15 protein-coding genes and 1 pseudogene are annotated in these 26,447 nt (G+C 50.1%); 13 read left to right on the top strand and 3 right to left on the bottom strand.

The genetic code is table 11. From position 1 onward, the window contains the following. Positions 1-11 precede the first annotated feature (11 nt). The 5 genes and pseudogenes from BQ7480_RS12405 to BQ7480_RS12385 all read left to right on the top strand — a co-directional run bounded on the left by BQ7480_RS12405 (position 12) and on the right by BQ7480_RS12385 (position 8,682). A complete protein-coding gene (locus BQ7480_RS12405; RefSeq protein ID WP_072543110.1) occupies positions 12-2,126 on the top strand; it encodes an efflux RND transporter permease subunit in 2,115 nt (704 codons plus the stop codon). Next, positions 2,107-3,594, top strand: coding sequence for a TolC family protein (locus BQ7480_RS12400; RefSeq protein ID WP_072543109.1), 1,488 nt, complete (start codon positions 2,107-2,109; stop codon positions 3,592-3,594). The genes BQ7480_RS12405 and BQ7480_RS12400 overlap by 20 nt, the downstream gene beginning before the upstream one ends. 7 nt (positions 3,595-3,601) lie before the next feature. Beyond that, positions 3,602-6,091: pseudogene (locus BQ7480_RS12395) on the top strand (efflux RND transporter permease subunit); the annotation flags it as partial. Between the two features lie 7 nt (positions 6,092-6,098). Next, positions 6,099-6,998: an efflux RND transporter permease subunit gene (locus tag BQ7480_RS17815; protein WP_083581816.1), complete on the top strand. Its 900-nt coding sequence runs from the start codon at positions 6,099-6,101 to the stop codon at positions 6,996-6,998. Between the two features lie 172 nt (positions 6,999-7,170). Beyond that, on the top strand, positions 7,171-8,682 hold the full coding sequence (locus tag BQ7480_RS12385; protein ID WP_083581734.1) for an IS1182 family transposase: 1,512 nt from the start codon (positions 7,171-7,173) through the stop codon (positions 8,680-8,682). A gap of 179 nt (positions 8,683-8,861) precedes the next feature. Here BQ7480_RS12385 and BQ7480_RS12380 read toward each other — a convergent pair whose 3' ends face one another. After that, positions 8,862-10,571, bottom strand: a complete 1,710-nt coding sequence (locus BQ7480_RS12380) for a Gfo/Idh/MocA family oxidoreductase (RefSeq protein WP_072543107.1) — start codon at positions 10,569-10,571, stop codon at positions 8,862-8,864. Positions 10,572-11,156: 585 nt separating this feature from the next. Here BQ7480_RS12380 and ilvD point away from each other — a divergent pair. From ilvD to BQ7480_RS12345, 7 genes are all read left to right on the top strand, one after another. Beyond that, positions 11,157-12,959, top strand: coding sequence for a dihydroxy-acid dehydratase (ilvD, locus tag BQ7480_RS12375; protein WP_072543106.1), 1,803 nt, complete (start codon positions 11,157-11,159; stop codon positions 12,957-12,959). Between the two features lie 10 nt (positions 12,960-12,969). Next, positions 12,970-14,667, top strand: coding sequence for a biosynthetic-type acetolactate synthase large subunit (gene ilvB / locus BQ7480_RS12370; RefSeq protein ID WP_072543105.1), 1,698 nt, complete (start codon positions 12,970-12,972; stop codon positions 14,665-14,667). A 19-nt stretch (positions 14,668-14,686) separates the two neighbouring features. Then, positions 14,687-15,241, top strand: coding sequence for an acetolactate synthase small subunit (gene ilvN, locus BQ7480_RS12365; RefSeq protein ID WP_072543104.1), 555 nt, complete (start codon positions 14,687-14,689; stop codon positions 15,239-15,241). A 4-nt stretch (positions 15,242-15,245) separates the two neighbouring features. After that, positions 15,246-15,992, top strand: coding sequence for an acyl-[acyl-carrier-protein] thioesterase (locus BQ7480_RS12360; RefSeq protein WP_072543103.1), 747 nt, complete (start codon positions 15,246-15,248; stop codon positions 15,990-15,992). A 53-nt stretch (positions 15,993-16,045) separates the two neighbouring features. After that, positions 16,046-17,089, top strand: coding sequence for a ketol-acid reductoisomerase (gene ilvC, locus BQ7480_RS12355; protein ID WP_072543102.1), 1,044 nt, complete (start codon positions 16,046-16,048; stop codon positions 17,087-17,089). 128 nt (positions 17,090-17,217) lie between these two features. Further along, positions 17,218-20,091, top strand: a complete 2,874-nt coding sequence (locus tag BQ7480_RS12350) for a golvesin C-terminal-like domain-containing protein (RefSeq protein WP_072544017.1) — start codon at positions 17,218-17,220, stop codon at positions 20,089-20,091. Between the two features lie 40 nt (positions 20,092-20,131). Continuing rightward, complete coding sequence (locus BQ7480_RS12345) at positions 20,132-20,656, top strand: nitroreductase family protein (protein ID WP_072543101.1); 525 nt, start codon at positions 20,132-20,134, stop codon at positions 20,654-20,656. Positions 20,657-20,908: 252 nt separating this feature from the next. Here BQ7480_RS12345 and BQ7480_RS12340 read toward each other — a convergent pair whose 3' ends face one another. Together BQ7480_RS12340 and BQ7480_RS12335 are read right to left on the bottom strand one after the other, a co-directional pair. Then, positions 20,909-21,559 (bottom strand): SH3 domain-containing protein, encoded by a 651-nt coding sequence (locus BQ7480_RS12340; protein WP_072543100.1) that lies wholly within the window; start codon positions 21,557-21,559, stop codon positions 20,909-20,911. A gap of 269 nt (positions 21,560-21,828) precedes the next feature. After that, entirely contained in the window at positions 21,829-24,393 is a 2,565-nt protein-coding gene (locus BQ7480_RS12335) for a glycoside hydrolase family 84 protein (protein ID WP_072543099.1), read from the bottom strand. Between the two features lie 330 nt (positions 24,394-24,723). Here BQ7480_RS12335 and BQ7480_RS12330 point away from each other — a divergent pair, with 330 nt between their 5' ends. Beyond that, positions 24,724-26,361: a beta-N-acetylhexosaminidase gene (locus tag BQ7480_RS12330; RefSeq protein WP_072543098.1), complete on the top strand. Its 1,638-nt coding sequence runs from the start codon at positions 24,724-24,726 to the stop codon at positions 26,359-26,361. Positions 26,362-26,447: the final 86 nt, after the last annotated feature.

The following is a 26,447-nucleotide window of genomic DNA, read 5'->3' as shown; positions in this document are numbered from 1 at the left end:
ATGTCCGTACTATGGTAAGATTTCTGATAAAAAGACCGATAGCGGTACTCATGGCTTTCACCGCCTGCTTCATCGTTGGGCTGGTGACTTACTTCTCGCTGCCCGTATCGCTGCTTCCGGACATAGACATTCCGCAGATCACCGTGCAGGTGAGCGGGGAGAACTCGTCGGCCCGCGAGCTGGAGAATACCATGGTGGCTCCACTGAGAAGGCAGCTCATGCAGGTGTCGGGGCTCAGCGAGATGCGGAGCGAGACGCGCGACGGGTCGGGCATCATCCGCCTGTCGTTCGATTTCGGCACGGATACCGACCTGGCCTTCATCGAGGTGAACGAGAAGATTGACGCGGCCATGAACAGCCTGCCCAGGGATGCGGCAAGGCCGAAGGCCGTCAAGGCGAGCGCGACGGACATCCCGGTGTTCTACCTGAACATGACGCTGAGGAAGGATGTGCCTTACCGGGAAACGGACGGGGATGCCTTTCTGGAGATGTGCACGCTGGCGGAGAACGTGGTGAAGCGGCGCATCGAACAGCTGCCGCAGGTGGCCATGGCCGACATGACGGGGGTGCCGCAGAAGATGCTGCGCATCGTGCCGGATATGGGCAGGATGGAGAGCCTGGGCATGGGCATTGCCGACCTGGAGGACATCCTCTCGTCGAACAACGTGGAGCCGGGGAGCATGCTGGTGCGCGACGGGTATTATGAATACAACATCCGCATCGCCTCCATCCTCCGTACGCCGGAGGACGTGCGGCAGATCTGGTTCAACCGCAACGGACAGGTGAGGCAGCTGGGGGACATCTGCGACGTGCAGACGGTTACCTGCAACGAGACGGGGCGCTCGCTGGCAGGAGGAAAGCGGGCGGTGACGCTGGCCATCATCAAGCAGGGCGAGGAGAACATGGACAACCTGCGCCGTGAGCTGAAGGAGACCACGGACTATTTCACAAGGATATATCCCGACATTGAGTTCAGCATCAGCCGGAACCAGACGGAGCTGCTGGACTATACCATATCGAACCTGCAGCAGAACTNGCTTTTCGTCACGGGGGAACCCGACCTGGTGGCGCAGCTCCGCAGGACCGACCGCGCATCGGTTCCGGAGGCGGGGGAAGTGCGGGCCATAGAGGATGCCATGGCCCGGGAGACCGGCTGTGCGCCCGAGGGCACGCCTTTCCGCAGCCAGCTGGACCTGGAGGTGGACCGCAGCCGCCTGCTCCTGTACAATGTGGACTATGACGAGGTGGTGAGGGTGCTCCGTACGGCCCTGAAGGACAACCAGGTCTCTACCCTGCGTTCGTACCAGCAGTATCTGCCCATCGGCATCGCCGGAAGGGAGATGAGCGTGAACCGCATCCTGGCGGAGACGCTGGTGGAGACCCGGACGGACGCGGCATCGGGAGAAAGGAACTACATCCCGTTGCGCGAGCTGGTGCGCATTGTTCCCGGGGAGGACCTGAAGGAGATCACTGCCGGACGCAACGGGGAGTACATCCCGGTGAATTTCTATGAGGTGAAGGATGTGCCGCAGGTGATGGACGGCATACGCAGGGCGGTCGACGGTGACAGCCGCTGGGAGGTGTCGTTCGGCGGAAGCTTCTTCTCGAACAAAAAGATGATGGGAGAGCTGACGGTGATTCTGTTCATCTCGGTGCTGCTGATGTATTTCATCCTCTGCGCCCAGTTTGAGAGCTTCCTGCAGCCGCTGATCGTGCTGGCGGAGATTCCGATGGACATCGCCTTCGGACTGGTGCTGCTGTGGGCCACGGGGCATACCATGAACCTGATGTCGGCCATCGGCATCATCGTTTCCTGCGGTATCGTGGTGAACGACTCCATCCTGAAGCTGGACTCCATCAACGAGCTGCGCAGGGAAGGCATGCCGCTGCTGGAGGCCATCCATACGGCAGGTCACCGGAGGCTGAGGGCCATCATCATGACGACGCTGACCACGGTGTTCGCCATGGTGCCCCTGCTCTTCACGTCCGACCTGGGTTCGGAGATGCAGCGTCCGCTTTCGGTGGCGATGATCGGCACCATGATGGTGGGCCTCGTCATCAGCCTTTTTGTAATCCCTCTTATTTACTGGTTTATCTATAGAAAACATGAAGTCAAGAAGATTTAGCATACTGTTCCTGCTGCTGCTCTGCGCGGCGGGAATGAAGGCCCAGCGTGTGCTGCGGCTGGATTTGAAGGAGACCATCACGATGGCCAACGACAGCTCGCTGTCGGCTTTCCGTTATCAGAACATGTACCTGTCGGGCTACTGGGAGTACCGCAGCTACAAGGCGGCGCGCCTGCCGAGCCTCACGCTGAACATGACCCCGGCGCAGTATTACCGCTACATCACGCAGCGTTACGACTCGCAGGAGAATGTCGACGTGTACCGCGAGCAGCAGATGCTGAGCGCCAGCGCGGGGCTGAGCGTGGCGCAGAACTTCGACCTGCTGGGCGGTACGTTCTATGTGGACACGCAGCTGGACTACATGCGGAACTTCGGCGACACGAAGTCGACGCAGTTTTCCAGTATCCCTTTCCGTATAGGCTACCAGCAGGAACTGCTGGGCTTCAATGCCTTCCGCTGGGACCGGAAGATAGAGCCTTTGAAGTTCGAGAAGGTGAAGAAGCAGTATCTCTACAATGCAGAGAGCGTGTCGGAAGAGGCGGTAAGCTATTTCTTTACCCTTGCCATGGCGCAGGCCGATTATGAGCTGGCGCGGGACAATGTGGCCACCACCGATACGCTGTATGCCGTCGGGGAGCAGCGCCAGAAGATTGCGGCCATCTCACAGGCCGACCTGCTGACGCTGAAGCTGGACAAGGTGAACGCGCGCAACACGCTGAAGAATGCGGAGATCGCGCGCAAGCGTGCGATGTCGGCCCTGGCCACCTTCCTGAACCTGGACCGCAACGCGTACATCGAGCTGGAGCTTCCGTCGCGTCCGCGGTATGTTGACGTGCCGGCCGACCGGGCCATGGTGCTGGCGCGGGAGAACAATCCGACGTACCTGGAACAGCGCCAGAACGTGCTGGAGGCGGAGCGTGAGGTGGACCGCACGAGGAAGGAGTCGCGCTTCAATGCCAGCTTCAATGCCAGCGTGGGCTTCAACCAGGTGGCCGACAACTTCAGTGCGGCGTACCGGAACCTGCTTCAGCAGGACCTGGTGTCGTTCACGGTTTCCATTCCGCTGGTAGACTGGGGCGTGAGAAAGGGCAAGTACAACATGGCCAGGAACAACCTGAACGTGGTCAAGATTGCCGCCCGTCAGGAAGAGATCAGCCTGGAGGAGGACGTGATGATGACGGTGAGTGACTTCAACGTGCAGCAGGACCTGATAGCCAGCGCCTCGGAGGCGCTCGACCTGGCGGAGCTGGCCTACGACCAGACGCGCAGGCGTTTCATTATCGGCAAGTCGGACATCAGCAGCCTGACGCTGGCCCTGAACCGCCAGCAGGAGGCGCGGAAGAACTATATACAGGCGCTCCAGAACTACTGGCTGAACTACTACAAGATCCGCAAGCTCACGCTGCACGACTTTGAGACGGGCATGTCGCTTTCCGACCGTTTTGATTTTGAGAACCGTTTGAGATGAAGGGGCCATGAGCAGGAAAGAGAAAACAGAAGGCCGGCCGCTGGTCTGGTCGTCGTTCACCCTGATAGTGACGTTCGTGTGCCTGTCACTGGTGGGACTGGCGCTGGCGCCTCTGCTGCCGGTGAAGCTCTCGCCTTCGCGCGACATGCCGGGGCTGTCGGTGTCATTCTCCATGCCGGGCAATTCGGCCCGGGTGGTGGAGACGGAGGTCACCAGCCGTCTGGAGGGCATGCTGGCCCGGGTGAACGGCATCCGTAGCATCAGTTCCACTTCCGACAACGGGGGCGGGCGCATCGACATGGAGCTGGACCGCCATGCGGATATCGGGGTGACCCGCTTTGAGGTGTCCACCCTTATCCGGCAGTTGTGGACGCAGCTTCCCGAAGGGGTGAGCTATCCGCTCATCTCCACGCAGCGGAGCGATGAAAATGCCTCGCGTCCTTTCATGACCTACACGCTGAACGCTCCCGCCACGCCCATTGTGATACAGAAGTACGGCGAGGAACACATCAAGCCGCTGGTTGCGGCATTGGACGGGGTGTATAAGGTGGAGCTGAGCGGTGCCACGCCCATGGAGTGGCGCATCGTGTACGACAATGTGCAGCTGGAGCGCATCGGGGTGGGGGTACAGGATATCCTGACCGCCATTGAGGAGAGGTACGGCCGGGAGTTTCTGGGGATTTGTGAGCTGGAGACGGACCATGGGACGGAATGGATACGGCTGGTGCGTACCACCGAAGGCAGTCCGGAGGGGTTTGTCCCCTCGGAGATTGCGGTGAAGGCGGCCGACGGGAGCATGGTGCCGCTGGACCGGCTGGTCAGGGTGACGCGCACGGAGGAGGAACCCACATCGTACTACCGCATCAACGGGCTGAACTCGGTGTATCTGTCCGTTACCGCCTCGGAAACGGCCAACCAGCTTGCCCTGGCAGAGAAGGTCAGGAAAGTGATAGCCGAAGCGGAGGCCGTGATGCCGGCCGGATACGAAATCCATACGGGCTATGATGCCACGGAATACATCTCGAAGGAGCTGGACACGATTTATTTCCGCACGGGAATCACCGTGCTGATCCTGCTGCTGTTCGTGGCGGTGATTACGCGCAACCTGCGGTATCTCTTCCTGATAGTGGCCGGGCTGGCGGTGAACATTGCCGTGGCCGTCATCCTGTATTATGCGCTGGGGCTGGAAATCCAGCTTTATTCGCTGGCGGGCATCACCATCTCGCTGAACTTGGTGATAGACAACATCATCGTCATGACCGACCATATTCTGAGAAGGCGCAACCTGAAGGCGTTCATGTCGGTGCTGGCGGCCACGCTGACCACCATCGGGGCGCTGGTCATCATCTTCTTCCTCGACGAGAAGATACGCCTGAACCTGCAGGACTTTGCGGCGGTGGTGATTGTCAACCTGGGCATCTCGCTGCTGGTAGCCCTGTTCTTCGTGCCTCCGATGATAGAGAAAACCGGTCTGCAAAGGGGAAAGCCGGCGCATCCGCGGCTGTGGGTGAAGCGGGGGGCCGTGCATTTCACCCGCTTTTACCGGGGGATGGTCGTGCTGCTGAGCCGCTATCGGGCGGTCGCCTTCCTTCTGCTGGTACTTGGTTTCGGACTTCCGGTATTCATGCTCCCGGAGAAGATAGAGGATGCGGAGCAGAAGGGAGCCTGGGCGGAGTGGTATAATAAGATTTTCGACAATACAACCTACCGGGAAGACATCAAGCCTGTAGTGGACAAGGTGCTGGGCGGTTCTCTCCGTCTTTTTGCCGAGAAGGTGTACGACGGCAGCTACTTCAACCGTGACGAGAGTGAGGTGGTGCTGTATATCAACGCCACCCTTCCCAACGGCAGTACGCTGGAGCAGATGAACGTGCTGATCAAGAAGATGGAGACCTACCTGAGCGGGTTCAAGGAGATACGCCAGTTCCAGACATCGGTGTACAATGCGCGCCGGGCGAGCATCCAGGTGTTCTTCAAGAAGGAGTACAGCCATACGGGCTTTCCCTATGTGCTGAAGTCGGACGTGGTGAGCAAGTCGCTGACCCTGGGCGGGGGAAGCTGGAGCGTGTACGGGCTGCAGGACCAGGGCTTCAGCAACGACGTGCGGGAGAGTGCCGGCAGCTTCCGCGTGAAGATGTACGGCTACAACTACGACGAGCTGGGGCGCTGGGCGGAGGAGATGAAGAAGCTGCTGCTTTCCCACCGCCGCATCAAGGAGGTGACCGTCAGTTCGGAGTTCTCGTGGTGGAAGGACGACTATACGGAGTTCTATCTGGAGTTCGACAAGCGCAGGATGGCGGAGGAGAACCTGACGGCCTACGACTTGTTTGCGGTGCTGCGTCCGGTATTCATGCGCGACCAGCTGGCGGGCAGCATCCTTTACGACAACGGCGTGGAGTATCTGCGGCTGTCGTCCGCCCAGAGCCGGGACTATGATGTATGGGCTTTCATGTCGGTGCCGTTCCTGGTGAAGGGCAAGCAGTACAAGCTCTCCGACCTGGCNCATCCCTTTCCGTATAGGCTACCAGCAGGAACTGCTGGGCTTCAATGCCTTCCGCTGGGACCGGAAGATAGAGCCTTTGAAGTTTGAGAAGGTGAAGAAGCAGTATCTCTACAATGCAGAGAGCGTGTCGGAGGAAGCGGTAAGCTATTTCTTTACCCTTGCCATGGCGCAGGCCGATTATGAGCTGGCGCGGGACAATGTGGCCACCACCGATACGCTGTATGCCGTCGGGGAGCAGCGCCAGAAGATTGCGGCCATCTCACAGGCCGACCTGCTGACGCTGAAGCTGGACAAGGTGAACGCGCGCAACACGCNTACCCTCCGGAAACGCCTTCCGATGGGGTATACCGTGGAGAGTGACAGTGCCTATTGGAGCTGGGGGAAGGAAGACCACAGCCAGTATTTCCTGCTGCTGATTGTCATTTCCATCATCTTCTTCATATCGGCCATCCTCTTCAACTCGCTGAGCCAGCCGCTGGCCATCATCTTCGTGATTCCGGTGTCGTATATCGGGGTGTTCCTCACGTTCTATCTGTTCGGCCTGAACTTCGACCAGGGAGGTTTCGCTTCCTTCGTGCTGTTGTGCGGCATTACGGTGAACGCAAGCATCTACATCCTGAACGAGTATAATGCCATCCGCAGGAACTTCCCGGGACTGTCACCGCTGAGGGCCTATACCAAGGCCTGGAACGTGAAGGTCATTCCCATCTTCCTGACGGTGATGTCGACCATCCTCGGTTTCGTGCCGTTCATGATAGGCGAAAAGACCCCGTTCTGGTTCCCGCTGGCCGCCGGAACCATCGGCGGACTGGTGATGTCGGTGATCGGTATCTTTATCTATCTGCCGGTATTGAGTGTGTCGGGAACGATTCGGAAAACCATACGGAGAAAAAGGAAATGACCGATGGTCATAAAAAGATAAAAGAGGCTGTCTCAAATTGAAATATAATTTGAGATGGCCTTTTTTGTGTCTGCAAAAAAAATCGGGCAAGCCCCAACTTCGCTCAGTCAGGACTTGCCCGTCTCCCTAATTTTTTGTATCTTAGGGAATCAAGCAATATATCCCAAAGATAATGTTTAAAAACTATACCTCCAACGATAATCTGCTTTTACCTCCGTGTTTAGGCGATTTTATTCCCCAGAACGACCCGGTCCGGGTTGTTCACCGTATCATTGAACAGATCAGCCTGGAAGAACTTTACCGCAAGTACTCCGTCAAAGGCTGTCCGGCCTACCATCCCCGCATGATGCTGCAGATTCTGGTATATGCCTATCTGCGCAACATCTATTCCAGCCGCCGCATCGAAGAGTTTTGCCGCAATGACATCCGCTTCATGTGGCTGACCGGCAATGTGACTCCTGACCACAACACCATCAACCGTTTCCGCAGCAGTCGGCTGAAGGATGTGCTCAAGACCGTCTTCGCCACCATCGTGAAGTTCCTCGTGGCGGAGGGCTTTGTAAGTCTGGACGTGGCCTGCACCGACGGGACGAAGATGGAAGCAAACGCCAACCGTTATACGTTCGTCTGGGGCAAGTCCATCCACACCCGCATCTCCAGAATCGCGGAACAGCTTGAGGAAATATGGCGGTACGCCGAGTCCGTCACCAAGCAGGAGTTGCGCGACTCCGCTCCCGTCACTTACCAGGACATCACCCCCGAGAAGGTGGAAAGGGCGCTGGAGCAGATACATGAAGCCTTGGAGGGAACGGATGCGGACCGGAAAGTGAAGGCCAAGGTTCGGCGCGTGAGGAAGGCATGGCCCGAACAGCTGAAGAAATATGAATCCCAGGGAAAGATTCTCGATGGGCGCAACAGCTACTCCAAGACAGACCCCGACGCCACGTTCATGCGGATGAAGGAGGACCACATGAGGAACGGGCAGCTCAAGCCCGGATACAACCCGCAGGTCAGTACCAACAGACAGTTCATCCTGAACTATACCCTCCACCAGTGTGCCGGTGACACCTCCACCTATCCCCTGCACATGGAAGACTTCCATTCCCTGTACGGCAGATATCCTGACGTGTCCGTCTGTGACGCCGGATACGGAAGCGAGGAGAACTACCTGTACGCCTTCAGGCATGGCATTGAAACCTTCATAAAGTACAGCTATTTCCACAAGGAACAGAAAAGGAGCTTCAGGAATGACCCGTTCCTGTCTGCCAACTTTTACTATAATGAAGAAACCGACGGGATGTACTGTCCGATGGGACAGAGGATGAAAAGACTCTCCGATGTAAAGCGGACGACGGACAACGGTTTTGTACAGACCATCTCAAGGTACAGGGCCCGGAACTGCAAGGGCTGCCCGTTAAGATGCCGGTGTCACAGAAGCCGGTCGGAAAGGATTGTGCAGGTAAACCACAGGCTGAGGAAAATCAAGGAAAGGGAACGTGAGAAACTCCTTTCTGCGGAAGGTCTTAAATACCGGAGCCAGCGGCCGCAGGATGTGGAAGCCGTATTTGGAAACCTCAAGAACAACAAGCACTTCAAGAGGTTCCATCTCCGTGGACTGAAGAAGGTGGAAATTGAATTTGGCCTGCTGGCCATAGCGCATAATCTTGCAAAAGTAGCCTCTTAGGAGGCTTCTGACCAAGAAAAAACCGTTTAAAGCGATGAAATCTGTAGAAAGAAACTTGTAAATTCCTTTTTTTGAGAAAAATCCAAACGACTTCAGTCTGATATGAAACGACAGAGGCCATCTCAATTCATTTTGAGACAGCCTCTTTCTTTGTGATGTATGGAAGACTAATACCTTAGTTATTTCAGCAGTTTCTGAGCCTGTTTCAACATCTTTTCAGCTTGTTTTACGGCTTCTTTCAGTTCCTTGCTTTCAGCACCATTCGCTTTTTTCTGAGTCTTTTCCAATTGTGAGGAAAGCTGCTGGATGTGTGATTCTACTTCTTCTTTCTTTACATCGGCTTTCTTTGATTTAGCCAACCATTCTTTCATGCCCTGGACTTTGAGGGAAAGAGTAGCAGTTTCAGCAGTCAATTCAGTAGCTGCTTCTTCTTCCGGAGTAGCAAATGCATGGTGGAATCCTTTCACATCGTTCCAGTGTCCGCGAGTAAAGTCAGGGAATGCAACAGCTGCGCAACCGTTATCCATAGAGATGGCTCCCAGTTCTGCCAGTGAGCACCATTCAGCCAAGTCGTACACATCCATATCCAATGGCAGTCCATTCTGCAGACAGTATACCAAACGGCTGTCCATGATGAAGTCCATACCACCGTGTCCACCTACTTCCTTAGCCATTTCACCGTATTTCTTCAGAATCGGGTGCTGGTATTTTTCAACCAATGCCTGCATTTCTTTTTCCGGAAGGAAAGAATGAGAACTCAGGTTGTCTACCTTTGGCTGTACGCCGGAAGCTTTCATCTGGGCTGCATCTACAGCATAGCCTTCAATCGGATACTTGTTGGCGAAGCCTTTTGTTCCGGTCAGCTGGTACAAGCGGTTATAGGGTTGCGGGTTCATCACGTCGTGCTGGATTTCGATGACCTTTCCGTTGGCAGTACGGATCAGGGTAGTGGTGTGGTCACCGTTGCGGAATTCTTCGCAAGGTTCACCGGTTGCTTTTTCTACCAATGCCTTACCGTGTACGGATTTGGTATCCATAGCTACCAGTGTAGTCATACGGTCGCCACGGTGAATATCGAGTGCTTGAGCCACAGGGCCAAGTCCGTGAGTGGCATATACATCGCCCCGGTTTTCCTTGTTGTAACGCAGACGCCATCCCAGTTTATCTTCTTTTCCATTTTTCCAGTAATAAGGCCAGAAATCATCCAAGTTGTGGATGTAAGCTCCTTGTGCACGGATGACTTCACCGAACACCCCCTGCTGTGCCATGTTTAGCGTATTCATTTCGAACCAGTCGTAGCAGCAGTTTTCCAGAATCATGCAGTGCTTGCGGTTCTTTTCTGACAAGTTGATGAGTTCCCAGCACTGTTCCAAGTTCATGGCAGACGGTACTTCAATAGCCACATTCTTACCATGTTCCATGGCATATTTGGCAATAGGGAAGTGGTGGTCCCAGTCGGCTGCGATGTATACCAAATCGATGTCATCGCGTTCGCAGAGTGCTTTGTAGCCTTCTGCACCAGAGTAGATGGCAGCTTCGGGCAGGCAAGCCTTTTGCAAATAGCCCTGACATCTTTCAGCCCGGTCTTTTTCGTAATCACACAAAGCTACGATTTTGGTGCCGGCTATGTGGGTGAAGCGTTCTACGGCTCCCGGACCACGCATACCCAGTCCTACGAAACCTACGCGGACTACATTCATTTTCGGGACAGTCAGTCCGAGCACACATTCTTGTCCGGCCGGACGTTCAGGGGATTTAATGACGATGGTACCTTTGTTCCATTCCCATTGGGTGGAAGGAGAAAGGCTCTGTGCAAGCATTTGAGCCGGTGTACAGGTTAAAGTTAATACGGTGCAAGCACCTAAAATCATTTTTCCAAAATGTTTCATAGCTTTAGTTGTTTTGAAATTGAGTTTTACTGTGGGCAAAGATATAAAAAAACATTATTACACAAAAGTTTTTTCTATAAAACGTTTATATATTAAAAAAGAATAGTAATCAATACTGTTAAAGGAAATAAAATGGGTTATATCGGATGTGCTTTGTAAATAAAATAGAAGATAAAACATACCTTATTAATATATTACCAATTATATATAGATTGTAGGAACTACGTGTTTATCTGAGACTTAAATGGTAAAATTATTGGGGAGGTAAGAATGGGATTGGATGATAAACTGATAAGAAAAACGTGTTGTTTCTTACGAATGATAATTTATTTGAAAAAAAAGTGTCATTTTATTTGCATGTTACAAAAAAGCCTTTACCTTTGCAGCTGTAAATAAGAAAAGATAGCAGATATGATTACATTACACACATCAGTAAACCTGGCAGTCCTGCATATTATTCGCGTCCTGGTCGTGGCACCAAGAGGTGAGAAAGGTTCGTGCATGTAGTTATATGAAAATGATATTGTAGAAAGCCTTTCTCACCAAGCGTTGAGAGAGGCTTTTTAATTGAAAAGAAAGACGAAAATGAAACATCAGTTACGTAGTTCGATGAGTACCGAAGGCCGCCGTATGGCAGGTGCCAGAGCATTGTGGGTGGCCAATGGAATGAAAAAGGAGATGATGGGAAAACCGATCATCGCGATAGTGAACTCTTTTACGCAGTTTGTACCCGGTCATACGCACTTGCATGAGATTGGTCAGCAGGTGAAAGCAGAGATTGAAAAACTGGGATGCTTTGCGGCTGAGTTCAACACCATTGCCATCGACGACGGAATCGCGATGGGGCATGACGGGATGCTGTATTCTTTGCCTTCGCGCGACATCATCGCCGACAGCATAGAATATATGGTGAACGCACATAAGGCAGATGCCATGGTGTGTATTTCCAACTGTGACAAGATTACGCCGGGAATGTTGATGGCTTCCATGCGATTGAATATCCCTACAGTGTTCGTCTCAGGTGGACCGATGGAAGCTGGAGAATGGGGCGGACAGCATCTGGATTTGATTGATGCCATGATCAAGTCGGCCGATACTACCGTGAGTGATGAAGATGTGGCAGAAATAGAACGTCATGCGTGTCCGGGTTGCGGAAGCTGCTCAGGTATGTTTACCGCAAATTCGATGAACTGCTTGAATGAAGCAATTGGATTGGCGTTGCCGGGTAACGGTACGATTTTGGCCACTCACGCCAACCGCAGGCAGTTGTTCAAGGATGCGGCGGCACTGATAGTGAAAAACGCTTATAAATATTATGAAGAGGGAGACGACAGTGTACTGCCGCGCAGCATTGCTACTCGTGAGGCGTTCCTGAATGCCATGACCCTCGACATTGCCATGGGTGGTTCTACCAATACGGTGCTTCACTTGTTGGCGGTGGCTCATGAAGCGGAAGTGGATTTCAAAATGGACGATATTGACATGCTGTCACGTCGTGTGCCTTGTCTTTGTAAGGTAGCTCCCAATACACAGAAATATCATATTCAGGATGTGAATCGTGCCGGAGGTATTTTGAATATTTTGGGTGAACTGGCCAAAGGAGGATTGTTGGATACTACGGTACACCGGGTGGACGGTTCTACACTGGCAGAAGCCATTGCCAAATACAATATCTGTCGTCCGGAGGTAGATGCAGACGCACAGCGCATTTATTCGAGTGCGCCGGGCGGTAAGTTCTGCATACAGTTGGGAGCACAGAATTCGACCTATAAGGAACTGGATACCGACCGTACAAATGGATGCATCCGTGATTTGCAGCATGCGTACAGTAAGGATGGCGGCTTGGCTGTATTGAAAGGGAATATCGCTCAAGATGGTTGCGTGGTAAAGACCGCTGGAGTGGATGAGAGTATCTGGAAGTTCTCGGGCCCGGCTAAAGTGTTTGATTCGCAGGAAGCTGCTTGTGAAGGAATTTTGGGTGGAAAAGTGGTCAGCGGTGATGTGGTAGTCATTACCCATGAGGGACCGAAGGGAGGTCCGGGCATGCAGGAAATGCTGTATCCTACCTCTTACATCAAATCCAAGCATCTGGGTAAAGAGTGTGCGCTGATTACCGACGGTCGTTTCAGTGGAGGAACTTCCGGGTTGAGTATCGGACATATTTCTCCGGAAGCTGCGGCTGGAGGTAACATCGGTAAGATTGTGGATGGAGACATCATCGAAATAGATATCCCCAACCGTTCCATCAATGTGAAACTGTCTGACGAAGAACTGGCCCAGCGCCCGATGACGCCCGTGACCCGCAACCGTAAGGTTTCAAAGGCATTGAAGGCATACGCCAGCATGGTGAGTTCGGCAGATAAAGGTGGAGTGAGAATTGTAGAATAAGGAGAAGCTTATGAGTAAAGAAAAGATATCAGGTTCAGAAGCATTGATGCGCTCATTGGAGCATGAAGGGGTAAAGACTCTTTTCGGCTATCCAGGAGGAGCCATCATGCCGGTGTTCGATGCGTTGTATGACCATCGGGACAGATTGAACCACATTTTGGTTCGTCATGAACAAGGAGCTGCACATGCGGCTCAGGGATTTGCCCGTGTATCGGGAGAAGTGGGAGTTTGTTTGGTCACGAGTGGGCCCGGAGCGACCAATACGATTACTGGCATCGCTGATGCCATGATTGACAGTACGCCGATTGTGGTGATTGCCGGTCAGGTAGGGGCTTCCCTGCTGGGTACGGATGCGTTCCAGGAAGTTGATTTGGTAGGCATTACGCAGCCTATCTCCAAATGGAGTTATCAGATACGCCGTGCGGAGGATGTGGCTTGGGCGGTTGCCCGGGCATTTTATATCGCTCGGAGTGGTCGGCCGGGACCGGTGGTACTGGACTTCGCCAAGAATGCACAGGTAGAAATGACGGATTATGAGCCGGTGGATTTGGATTTTATCCGCAGTTATGATCCGGATCCGGAAACAGATTCGAGAGCTGTGGCTGAGGCGGTGGCTTTGATTAATGGGGCCAAGCGTCCGTTGGTACTGGTAGGACAGGGCGTAGAGTTGGGAAATGCCCAGCAGGAATTGAAGGAATTCGTGGAAAAGGCGGATATTCCTTGTGGATGTACGTTGTTGGGCTTGTCGGCCTTGCCAAGCAATCACCGTTTGAACAAAGGTATGCTGGGAATGCATGGAAACCTGGGACCGAATGTGAAGACCAATGAATGTGATGTATTGATTGCAGTGGGTATGCGATTTGATGACCGTGTGACCGGTAAATTGGATACGTATGCCAAACAGGCCAAGATAATCCATCTGGATATAGATCCGTCGGAAATCGGAAAGAACGTGCCGGTGGATGTGCCGATTTTAGGTAACTGCAAACGGACGCTTTCATTGCTGACCGAACTGATTCAGCCACAGAAACACGAAGAATGGATTGCCAGTTTCAAACCGTATGAGGAGAAAGAATATACACAGGTAATCGAAAAGGAAGTGTTCCCGAAGGATGGTCCGATTAATATGGGTGAAGTGGTCAATGCGGTCAGTGAGGCTACTCACAACGAGGCCATTCTGGTGACCGATGTTGGTCAGAATCAGATGATGGCTTGCCGTTACTTCAAGTTTTCCAAACCCCGTAGTATTGTCACTTCCGGTGGTATGGGAACCATGGGATTCTGTCTGCCGGCAGCCATTGGAGCTACATTTGGCCGCCCCGACCGTACCGTATGTGCTTTTATGGGAGACGGAGGCTTACAGATGACCATGCAGGAACTGGGTACGATTATGGAACAGAAATCGCCGGTCAAGATTATCCTGCTGAATAATAATTATTTGGGTAATGTGCGCCAGTGGCAGGCCATGTTCTTCAACCGTCGCTATTCTTTCACACCGATGATGAATCCTGATTACATGCAGATTGCATCGGCTTATGGAATTGCTTCACGCCGTGTGATGGGACGCGAGGAACTGAACGACGGCATTCAGGAAATGCTGTCGACCGACGGTGCTTTCCTGTTGGAGGTATGCGTGATAGAAGAAGGAAATGTGTTGCCGATGACGCCTCCGGGAAGTTCGGTCAACTATATGTTAATGGAATGTTGAGAGGAGAAGGAGGAAGAATATGGATAATAAAACATTATATACAATCATTGTTCATTCAGAAAATATTGCCGGTATATTGAACCAGATTACCGCGGTGTTTACCCGTCGCCAGATCAACATCGAGAGTCTGAATGTGTCGGCTTCTTCCATCAAGGGAGTACATAAATATACCATCACTTGCTGGACTACTCCGGATGTGATTGGCAAAGTGGTGACACAGATAGAAAAGAAAATGGATGTGATTCAGGCACATTATTTTACGGACAAGGAAATCTTCCAGCGTGAAGTGGCGATGTATAAAGTGTCCACTCCTGAGTTCCAGTCGAATCCGGAAGCATCCAAGGTGATTCGCCGTTACAGTGCACATATTGTGGAAGTCAATCCAACTTTCTCTATCGTGGAGATGGTGGGAATGAGTGCGGACATCACTTCGCTCTATCAGGAACTGAAGCAGTTGAACTGCGTGCTGCAGTTTGTACGCTCTGGGCGTATTGCTGTTTCTACCAGCTGTTTTGAGCGGGTGAACGAATATTTGGCGCATCGCGAAGAAAGATATCGGAACCAAAAGAATTGAATCTATGACAGAAGAAAGTAAAGTTGGTACTTACCGGTTTGTAGCCGAACCGTTTCATGTGGATTTCATGGAACGGCTGACAATGGGCGTGTTGGGCAATCATCTGCTGAATTGCGCTGGGTTTCATGCGGCCGACAGAGGATTCGGCATTGCCACGTTGAATGAGAATCATTACACGTGGGTGCTGTCCCGTCTGGCGATTGAGCTGGAAGACATGCCGCGTGCGTACGAAGACTTTACAATCCAGACATGGGTGGAGAATGTGTACCGTCTTTTTACAGACCGTAACTTTGCCATTCTAGACAAGGATGGGAAGCCTATCGGATATGCCCGTTCCATTTGGGCGATGATTAGCATGGAAACCCGCAAACCGGCCGATTTGCTGACGTTGCATGGCGGTTCGATTGTGGACTATGTGTGTCAGAAGGACTGTCCGATTGATAAGCCGGGACGCATCAAGGTGACGCATCCGCAACTGATGGGAGAGTATCGGGTGAAGTACAGCGATATTGATTTGAACGGACATGTGAACAGCATCAAATACATTGAACATATTCTGGATTTGTTCCCTATGGAAATGTTCCGAAAGAAACAGGTCCGCCGGTTTGAGATGGCCTATGTAGCCGAAAGCTATTACGGTGACACCTTGAGCTTCTTCCAGGAGCAGACCGGAGAAAATGAATATGATGTGGAAGTAAAGAAGAACGGTGCGGAAGTAGTCGTTCGAAGTAAAGTGATTTTTAGAGATTAAATTAGTATATCAACTTGCAGCCGGAAGGTTGCGTAAAAAGATTGTAAAAAATTATGGCACAGATGAATTTTGGCGGTGTGATTGAAAATGTAATCACCCGCGAAGAATTTCCATTGGAAAAAGCACGTGAAGTATTGAAAGATGAAACCATTGCTGTAATCGGTTACGGTGTACAGGGACCGGGACAGTCATTGAACTTGCGCGATAACGGTTTTAACGTCATTGTCGGACAGCGTCAGGGTAAGACTTTTGAAAAAGCTGTAGCCGACGGATGGGTACCGGGAGAAACCTTGTTCAGCATTGAAGAAGCCTGCAAGAGAGCGACGATTATCATGTGTTTGTTGTCGGATGCAGCAGTCATCTCTGTATGGCCTACTATCAAACCTTGTCTGACAGCAGGGAAAGCATTGTATTTCTCTCATGGTTTTGCCATCACTTGGAATGACCGTACTGGCGTAGTTCCTCCTAAAGACATTGATGTCATCATGGTGGCTCCGAAAGGTTCTGGTACTTCTTTGCGTACCATGTTCCTGGAAGGACGTGGCTTGAACTCTTCTTATGCTATCTACCAGGATGCTACTGGTAAGGCATACGACCGTACCATTGCATTGGGTATCGGTATCGGTTCAGGTTACCTGTTCGAAACTACATTCCAGCGTGAAGCTACTTCCGACCTGACCGGTGAACGTGGTTCTTTGATGGGAGCTATCCAGGGATTGTTGCTGGCACAGTATGAAGTGCTGCGTGAAAACGGACATACTCCGTCGGAAGCATTCAACGAAACCGTAGAAGAGCTGACTCAGTCACTGATGCCGTTGTTCGCTAAGAACGGTATGGACTGGATGTATGCAAACTGCTCTACTACCGCACAGCGTGGTGCCCTCGACTGGATGGGCCCGTTCCACGATGCCATCAAACCGGTAATGCAGAAATTGTATCAGAGTGTAAAATGCGGTCATGAAGCTCAGATTTCTATCGACAGCAACTCTCAGCCGGATTATCGTGAAAAACTGAATGCGGAATTGAAAGCATTGCGTGAAAGCGAAATGTGGCAGACTGCTGTGACTGTACGTAAACTTCGTCCGGAAAACAACTAATTATTGTCTGTAAAGAGAATGGGAAAGCCGTTCGGTGTTGGAAGACGCCGGACGGCTTTTTTCGTGGGGTAAGGATGAAAAGAATCTGTGAGATTTTGTTACCTTTGTGCCGGTGCTATAGAATGAATATGAAAAAAATTGCTATTTTTCTGCTGGGCTGTCTTTGCGTGGCAGGGACTGTGTTTGGACAAAGTCTGGAGCAGACCACAGAGCAGCGTCTGAAGGATTTTTTTGCCAATTATGAAACTTCGTATGCGCATATCGGCAAGTGTAAGCTGGAACGTTTTGAGCTGGAACATGATAAAAAAGTATTGCGCGTGTATGCCAATCCCACTTTTGGTTACCAACCGTTTACGGAAGAAAATGTGTCGGCCATTTATCGCCTGCTGAAACAGTCGCTTCCGGGGCCGGTGAATTATTATACCTTGCAGGTGTATGCGGACGGAAAACCGATTGAGGAACTGGTGCCCAATGCGTTCCGGAAGAAACAGGACAAGACCCGTTTGTACGGCAAACTGGAAGCGAAGGGAAACCCGTGGGTGACCAATGTATCGCGTCCGTTTGATATCAGCCGGGGACTGGAGGGGCGGCATGTGGCCGTGTGGCAGAGTCATGGAAAAGTGTACCGGAACGACCGGAATGAATGGTGCTGGCAGCGACCCCGCTTGTTCTGTACCACGGAAGATTTGTTTACCCAGTCGTTCGTGGTGCCGTATCTGATTCCGATGTTGGAAAATGCCGGAGCCGTGGTCTTCACTCCCCGTGAACGCGACTGGCAGCGCCACGAGGTGATTGTGGACAATAACACTTGTACGCCGGGCAGTCATTATCTGGAAGTGGAATACAAGAAATATACGTGGAAGGATACTGGTCGGCCGGGATTTGCCCAAAAGTATCAGCAGTATCCGGATAACTACAATCCTTTCAAAGATGGTACGGCGAGGTATATTGCTACCCAGGGTCAGCCGGAGAAGGCTTTTGCCGAATGGATTCCCAATATTCCGGAAAAAGGAAAATATGCGGTGTACGTCAGTTATCAGACACTGCCGGAAAGTGTGTCGGATGCCAAATACTTGGTCTTCCACAACGGAGGAGTGACCGAGTTCAAGGTGAACCAGCAGATGGGAGGAGGTACTTGGGTGTATCTGGGCACTTTTGAATTCGACAAGGGACGGAACGATTACGGTATGGTGGTGCTGAGCAACGAGAGCTCCCAAAAGGGCGTGGTCTGTGCCGACGCGGTCCGTTTTGGCGGTGGCATGGGAAATATTGTCCGCGGCGGACAGGTGAGCGGAGTGCCCCGTTACCTGGAAGGGGCGCGTTATTGGGCACAATGGGCCGGCATGCCTTATCCGGTGTACAGCAAGAGCCAGGGAGAAAATGATTATAACGATGACATCAATGTCCGTTCGCTGATGGTGAATTACTTGAGTGGCGGGTCGGTGTACAATCCTTCGGAAGAGGGGCTGAAGGTGCCGTTTGAGATGACGTTGGGACTGCACAGCGATGCGGGGTTCAAAATGGATGATGAACTGGTGGGTTCCTTGGGAATTTATACGACTGACTTCAACGACGGGAAACTGAACTGTGGCGTTTCCCGCTATGCATCGCGCGACCTGACAGATATGGTGCTGACAGGACTGCAGCGTGACATCTCTTCCCGTTTTGGAGTGCAGTGGGCCCGGCGGAGCATGTGGAACCGGAACTACAGCGAGACCCGTCTGCCGGCAGTACCTTCTATGATTCTGGAATTGCTCTCCCACCAGAATTTCGCCGATATGAAATGGGGGCATAATCCCGATTTCAAGTTTACCGTAGGACGCTCGGTTTATAAATCCATCTTGAAATACCTTTCTACCATGCACGGTACGGATTATGTGGTGCAACCACTTCCGGTGAACCATTTCGCCATTCGGGAAGGGAAAAAGAAAAATACCTTTACCCTTAACTGGAATCCGGTGGAGGATGTGATGGAACCTACGGCCAAACCGCAGGGATACATCGTCTATACCCGTATCGGTTACGGCGGATTTGATAATGGAGTATATGTACGCAAACCGGAATACACGGTGAAAGTGGAGCCGGGACTGGTGTACAGTTTCAAGGTGACTGCCGTCAACAAGGGAGGAGAGAGTTTCCCTTCGGAAATTCTGTCAGCCTATAAGGCTAAACGTAGCAAAGGCACGTTGCTGATTGTGAACGGGTTTGATGCCACCTCAGGTCCGGAGGAAGTCAATTCGGCCTTGCTACAGGGGTTTGACCTGAAGTCGGACCCGGGCATTCCTTACGGGCAGACTCCTGCTTATTGCGGTTACCAGCAAGGATTCAATCGGGATAAAGCCGGACTGGAGACAGGCGATGGGCTTGGGGTCAGCGACAATGCGTTGGAAGGAAAGCTGATAGCTGGAAATACATACGATTATGTGTTTGTGCATGGCAAGGCCATTCAGCGGGCCGGACGCTATTCGTTCGTGTCTTGCAGTGATGAAACCTTGGAGAGCGGAAGTACGGACCTGAGTCAATATGACCTGGTGGATTTGATTTGCGGAGCCGATGCCAAATCCTTCTCTTCGGCTATGCAGGAAGCTCTTACCCGTTACTGTCGTCAGGGCGGACGTTTGCTGGTGAGCGGTTCTGCGTGGGGAGCAAACTTGCAAAAGGGAGATTTTGGGAAGAATGTGCTGAAGTGCGTATATGGCGGCCGTTTCAGTAATCAGACCTCAGCCTCCGTGCAGGGAGCCGGGGTACAGTTCCAGATTGAAGGAGGAGCTAATGAAACAGTTTATGCCGTTCCCTCCATGGAATGTGTGATGCCTGCTTCCGGAGCCTACTCTTCTTTCGTATACACCCAAGGGAATTATGGCGTAGGAACCGTATATCGTGGAGAGAATTACCGAACGTTTGTCTTGGGATTTCCGCTGGAATGTGTGGAGAATGCCGAAGTTCGTAATCACTTGATGCAGACAGCCGTGAAGACCTTGTTGTCGAAGAAAAAACGTTGAGATAGAATAGAAATAAATAACCATCAAATACAGTGTCAATATGGAAAAAGATTTTTTGAAGGTCATTGAAACGCGGCGCAGTTGCCGTAAGTATAAACCGGAACAGATTACGGATGAAGAGCTGAAGGCTGTGCTCGAAGCAGGTACTTATGCACCGACTTCGCGCGGCATGCAGTCGCCCTACATTGTGGCCGTGCAGAAGAAAGAAGTGCTGGCCCAGTTGGCCCAAATGAATGCCGAAATCATGGGAGTTACCTCAAATCCTTATTACAATGCGCCTACCTACGTGTTGGTCTTTGCACCTTCACTGGCCAACAATCCGGTACAGGACGGAAGTTGCGTGCTGGAAAACATGATGCTGGCAGCGCATGCACTGGGATTGGGCAGTTGCTGGATTCACCGGGAACGCGAGATGTTTGCCACGGAAGAAGGCAAGCAGCTGATGGAAGAATGGGGACTTCCCGAAGGACTGATGGGTATCGGAGCCCTTTCCTTGGGCTATCCGGAGGGAGAAGCAGCTCCGGCAAAACCGCGTAAACCGGACTATTTTCGGGTGATAAAATAAGGCATAAAAAACGCAAGGACGTTTCAACCCAAATGTCCTTGCGTTTTCCTTTAAACGCACTTGCGTTTTACTTAAAACGTCGAAGCGTTTTGTCTGTTGTTTTTGTGAATTGTTAAATTGTTGATTTCTAATATTTTGTGGTTTGTGGAAAGATGAATAATTAAAGCTGGTATGCATAAATGATTGGAAAATTTCATTCACGCATACCAGCTTTTTTAGGATATCTTCTGAATATTCTTGCTTGAAAATAGACTAGAATTCATAGCTAGTCTTCTTATAAGTTTGTCCATCTATGATAACTCCTTGTGTTCCGTTGGAGAATACTACTGTCGGAGTGTCCAATTTGGTTTGTACTACACCATCCATGTCTACCACTTCATCAAAGAACAAATACCACCCCATTTGTTTTCCTTTATAATATAACTCACTGGTAAATGAGCGTCCCGTCATAGTATTGGTGGTTTGCGAAACCGTAGCATACACAACATTTTTTTCCTGCTTTTGGTAAAAGCCATAGGAGGTAATTCTTTCACCATCGGTCATATTTTCTCGTTTTTGATAAACAAAATGTAGATTGTCGTTGGGCTCTACCAATCCTTTATCTGTTCTGGCAATTTGATTTCCGGCAGAAACACGTCCCACTGTAGTCGAAATAAAGGCGGTGTTTCCGGTTCTTACATCTTTGACTTCGTACCAAGAACCTTGTTGAGCCACAAATTCATACATTGCTCCATTGGAAGCTTTTTCTACAACTGTTGATGAAGTTTGTGGGGCTTGACGAACATTTACATTTTGTTTGGTAACAATCACTACTTTTTCGGGTATTTTATACTCTTGTGCGTTGAGTGAAAAGAAAACCCCTGAACAGGCTGTGAGCATGAAAGATAAAAATACTTTTTTCATAGATTCTTTTGTTTGATAGTTAAATTTGTTTTATCCCCTTTTGTGGTCAGTTTCAATGGACTGACATCGTATGGCAAATATACTGTTTTTTTATAATATTGATTTAAGAATGTCTGTTTTTATAAAGGAGAAAGTTTTGGATAAATATTCAAGACTTTGTGTTTTCATGCTACATGGGGGAGATAGAAATTATGGCTTATGAAATAAGATAAATTTACTTCATAAGCCATAATGTAGTTATAGGAAATTATATAATTGTTGAGATTGTGTTATCTTATCGGCACAATTTCAAAGATTTCCACTTCCCCTTCCAAACGAATTTGACTGACATTCTTGTCTGCCAGTTCGATTCTTGCATAAGGAGTTTCAATCATGGTTTCAGACAGTGCCTTGCCTTTCTTGTCCACTTGCACGCATTTTATCGGGGTGGACAACTGGTTCATCAGTAAGGTATAGGCCTTGACATCTTTGTCTACTCCGAAAGTAATCGCTTTTGTGCTTTGGTAAGAAGTGGACAGATTGTTGTCGAAAGCATAGATTGCTTTGCTCAGTGTATCTGCCTCAAGCGTAAAGCCGAGGTTGTCCGGGCGGAGCGGGTTTACGTCGAACGAGCGGACAGAGGCATAGTTGGTGCGTTTGGAATCCAGTCGTTTCAGGCGGACATAGCGTGCCTTTTCCGGAGCACCCTGCCAGTGGATGATGTATTGTTGGTTTAGTTCGCCGGTAAGGGCTTTCCAGTTTTGTCCATCGGCAGAACATTCCACTACGGCATGGTCGAAATAGTCCACATCGTCTTTGGAATTTCTTCCCTGAAGGATGGAGATTTCCGTCACATCGCGTACGTCGCGCAGGTCTACCCCAATCCAGTCGTTCGCTTTCTGGGCAATTCCAGAAGTATAGAAAGTTGTAGAATCATTGTCGAACATCAGTTTAGTCTGTACGGTATGCGCACTGCTGAAAGAGCCGATGCCTCTATAATCGGTCGGTACTTTTCCCGACAGTTTCTTCAGATATCCATGCGCCATGTCGTCCATCGCATGCTCATAGAACGGCTGAAGTTTCAGGGTGCCCGACTTGTGTGCTTCGTAGTTTTTCCGGTCTTCCGGTGTCATGATGTTTTGTACATATCTCGTCCAGAAAAGCGCATCGTCCTGACCGGAGCGGTAAATACGGGCCAGTTCGATGGCCTGTTTACCACGTGTGCCCAGTTTACCGAACTCTGTCAGCCAAGGACGGAGCTCGTTGAGCAATGCCTTGTTTTTGCAACCGTTTTCCATGCGTGCAGGAACGCTTTCTACTTTCTTGAATTCTTCTTCCAGGGCGTTGGCTGCCGCATCGTTCCAGTCGGCAATACGGAAAGTCCGGGTTTCCCAGGATTCATCCCGCCGGTATCCGTTTTCAGTATCACTGGAATGAATGGCAAAAGTGCGGTAAGCTTCTGTAGCATCGGGTACCAGTTCAGCCAGTCCCCGTTCCCAGTTGTCAATGGCATTGTAGTCGGCGATGTTCCAAGCATAGTCGGCCACTCCATACAGGGCCAGTTTGGAGGCTTCACCGTGTTCCATCGGATTGCTGATTACGCCGCAAGTCTCCTGGGCCGTCAAGCTGGTATCCAGTCCGTAGACCGGTCCCTGGAGCAGGAAATTACGGATGTAGTCAGTTACCGGGTAGTTCCACCAATAGTAAGCCGGACGTTTGATGCGGGAATTGATGAAGTCGAGGGTTTCAGGGGTCAGGTCACTACACACTACATCGCCTGTCCAGAATACCTTTATTTCAGGATTCAGTGTTTTCCCGTAGATGGCCAAGCTTCCTTTTTCGGTCGGGTTGGCCCAAAGTTTGGAATAGTCGGTCGGGCAGACCGTCAGTGGAGACACATCTCCTTTTATTTTCACAAATTCCTCGGTCAGGCGGTTCAACAGTTCCGTTTGTTTCAGCGGGTTGGTACCCTCGCCCGAGATGTCGTCGAAGAAAATGGCGAAATGCCGTACCCCCAAGTCGTACATCCAGTTGAATTTCTGAAGCAGATTATGATAGTCTTCTTCATTCCATTTGATGTCCTGTCCCGGATGAATGGCCCACACGAAGTCCACGTAATTCCGGTTGCTGGCATCCACCAGTTCCTTGATGTGTTGTGCTTCTTTTTCCGGATAGGGCAGACGCCAGTTCGGGCAGCTGTGATAGGGGTCGTCTTTAGGACCGTATAAATAAGTGTTCATCTTGAACTTTCCATAGAAGTCAATCAGCGACAGGCGGACTTCGTGTGACCAAGGTGTGCCGTAGAAACCTTCTACCACACCCCGGTTAGGCAAGTCCGGATAATCGTTGATTTCCATGCAAGGCAGTGTCCCGTTGGCTGAAACCGGGCTTTCTGCCAGTTGCTTCAATGTCTGGATGCCATAGAATGCACCACGTGCGTCGTAGCCGATGATGGTGATTTCCTTTTTGCCAATTACCAGAGAATAGGCTCCTGAGATTTCCTTTACGTTTGCTTTCCCAGCAGCTTTCGCTCCGAAGTCAATGGTGAGCTTGATTCCTTTTTTGTTCTGTGTGAGAAAGTCAAGACTGGCTGCAAATTTCTGCTGCTTGTCTTTCAGGTGGATACCTTGTGTAATGGGGCAGGTGTTATTCGCATCCAGTTTCATCTGGTGAGGGGTGGGGTTGATGATCAAACCTTTGTGGTCAATTTTTTTACCAGGGATAGCCAGTACGTCCTGCTTTTCAGAGCGTTGGGAGGAGAGGTCGAAGTCTGTTTCTTGTGCCGATAAAGTGCCGTACATGAAAGTACATAAGATTCCGGCAGTCACGCATTTTGCATAATGATTCATTTTCATAAGAATGGATGTTTTAGGATAAATACAAGGTGTTTGCTTGCTTAAAACTTTGATTCAAAGATACGACTTGTTTCTGAATCGTGCAAATAGTGTATGAGACATTGTGGCTTTTATTGGCAAAATGAGGAAAAAAAGAGAATAAAATGTGCGTATTTGACTGATTGTTGGCATAATTATCTAAAAACGATTATCTTTGAATCGGCAAGTCTGTTGGAGTATGACCAGGATGTTTGGAGGTTCTGGGTGTATATTCTGTTTATTAAAAAAACAGTTTGTCATGATGATATATCCTTGTTTATTTTATTTCTAATTTTATATGAGAATGAATTTATGAATGTAAGTCAATTAAAAAAATGGATGCTGTTTGCTTTGCTGATGCCCTCATTTCTTATGGTATGTGCTCAGAATAAGGTGATGCCCGGAAGTCTGGATATAATTCCAGTACCCAATGAAGTCGTTAAGTCGGAAGACGGTTCTTCTTTTGTTATCGATGGTTCGACAAATATATGTTATCCGGAGAATAATGAGAAGATGAAAAGGAATGCGGAGTTTCTGTCTGCTTATATAAAGAAACTTACGGGCGTCGATGTGGAATTATCTGTTGAGGCAAAGGAACATGCAATTGTGTTAAGCTTGGATAATACCTTATCCCATGATGAAGAGTATGAGCTGAATGTTTCGAAGGAGCAGATAACGCTGAAGGGTAAAACTGAGGCCGGAGTATTCTATGGCATACAGACATTGCATAAGGTATTGCCTGTCACAGAGGGGAAAGCGCTTGCGGCCATTCCCTGCGGAGTCATAAAAGATTACCCACGTTTTGGTTATAGAGGCTTTATGGTAGATGTAGGCCGGCATTTCTTCGGAGTGGATTATTTGAAAAAGATTATTGATATGCTGGCCTTGCATAATATCAATTATTTTCACTGGCATCTTACTGAAGACCAGGGTTGGCGTATTGAGATAAAAAAATATCCGAAACTTACAGAAATAGGCTCTAAACGAAAATGTACCATCAAGGATTGGGAAACGAAAGAAATGGATAGTATCCCTGTCAGTGGGTATTATACGCAGGATGAGGCGAGAGAGATTGTGCGATATGCAGCTGAACGATATATTACAGTGATTCCGGAAATCGATATGCCGGGTCACATGCTGGCCGCGCTGGCTTCTTATCCTGAACTGGGATGTACAGGAGGACCTTATGAGGTGGCTACTACTTTCGGGGTATTTAGGGATGTGCTGTGTGGAGGAAATGAGAAAACGTTGCAGTTTGCCAAAGATGTGATAAATGAGATAATGGATATTTTTCCTTCTCCTTATATTCATATAGGTGGAGATGAATGTCCTAAATATCATTGGAAGACGTGTGAGAAATGTCAGCAAAAAATCAAAGAACTCGGATTGAAGGATTCGGAAAAACATACGAAAGAAAATCAGCTTCAGGCTTGGTTTATGGGAGAAGTGGAAAAAGAAATCCATAAACGTGGCCGAGAAATGATGGCTTGGGATGAGATTCTGGCCGGCAATCCTGCCAAATCTACCATCGTAATGGCATGGACCAGTCCGGAAGCTCGCCTGAAATCCATTGAAGGTGGATATAGGACGATAGCTTGTCCGATTTCAAATCTGTATTTCAGTAATCCTAAATACAATCAGTTAAAAGGGTTGAGCAGTATTGAAAGGGTATATTTGTTTGAACCGGTTCCGCAAGAAGCTACTTCTGAACAGAAAAAGAATCTGATAGGGGCGCAGGGATGTATCTGGACGGAATGGACCAAGGAACGGATGAAAATGGAATGGCAAATGATGCCGCGTATTGCGGCTTTGGCGGAAATTCAATGGAGTATGCCTGAGAATAAAGATATTCAGGATTTCTTGAGACGTTTGAAGCATCAGATAGACATATATAAGCTTTATGGGTATAATTACAAGGAAGATATACATGAAGCGTTGGATAATAAGTAGTTCAATGGTTGTATTATTCTGAGAGGTGGGAAATACGGAACTCGAGGGAGTTCCGTATTACTCACTACAGAGATGATGCAAATCTA

The organism is Bacteroides mediterraneensis, assembly GCF_900128455.1.
Classification (GTDB): domain Bacteria; phylum Bacteroidota; class Bacteroidia; order Bacteroidales; family Bacteroidaceae; genus Phocaeicola; species Phocaeicola mediterraneensis.
The sequence above is the reverse complement of the archived record's forward strand: the minus strand, read 5'-3'. Positions and strand labels throughout refer to the sequence as shown.

Coding starts and splice junctions, on each gene's coding strand:
- ilvB (WP_072543105.1), top strand. CDS start 12,970: ATGAGTAAAGAAAAGATATCAGGTTCAGAAGCATTGATGCGCTCATTG.
- ilvC (WP_072543102.1), top strand. CDS start 16,046: ATGGCACAGATGAATTTTGGCGGTGTGATTGAAAATGTAATCACCCGC.
- BQ7480_RS12380 (WP_072543107.1), bottom strand. CDS start 10,571: ATGAAACATTTTGGAAAAATGATTTTAGGTGCTTGCACCGTATTAACT.
- BQ7480_RS12360 (WP_072543103.1), top strand. CDS start 15,246: ATGACAGAAGAAAGTAAAGTTGGTACTTACCGGTTTGTAGCCGAACCG.
- BQ7480_RS12385 (WP_083581734.1), top strand. CDS start 7,171: ATGTTTAAAAACTATACCTCCAACGATAATCTGCTTTTACCTCCGTGT.
- BQ7480_RS12400 (WP_072543109.1), top strand. CDS start 2,107: ATGAAGTCAAGAAGATTTAGCATACTGTTCCTGCTGCTGCTCTGCGCG.
- BQ7480_RS12335 (WP_072543099.1), bottom strand. CDS start 24,393: ATGAAAATGAATCATTATGCAAAATGCGTGACTGCCGGAATCTTATGT.
- BQ7480_RS12350 (WP_072544017.1), top strand. CDS start 17,218: ATGAAAAAAATTGCTATTTTTCTGCTGGGCTGTCTTTGCGTGGCAGGG.
- BQ7480_RS12330 (WP_072543098.1), top strand. CDS start 24,724: ATGAATGTAAGTCAATTAAAAAAATGGATGCTGTTTGCTTTGCTGATG.
- ilvN (WP_072543104.1), top strand. CDS start 14,687: ATGGATAATAAAACATTATATACAATCATTGTTCATTCAGAAAATATT.
- ilvD (WP_072543106.1), top strand. CDS start 11,157: ATGAAACATCAGTTACGTAGTTCGATGAGTACCGAAGGCCGCCGTATG.
- BQ7480_RS12345 (WP_072543101.1), top strand. CDS start 20,132: ATGGAAAAAGATTTTTTGAAGGTCATTGAAACGCGGCGCAGTTGCCGT.
- BQ7480_RS12340 (WP_072543100.1), bottom strand. CDS start 21,559: ATGAAAAAAGTATTTTTATCTTTCATGCTCACAGCCTGTTCAGGGGTT.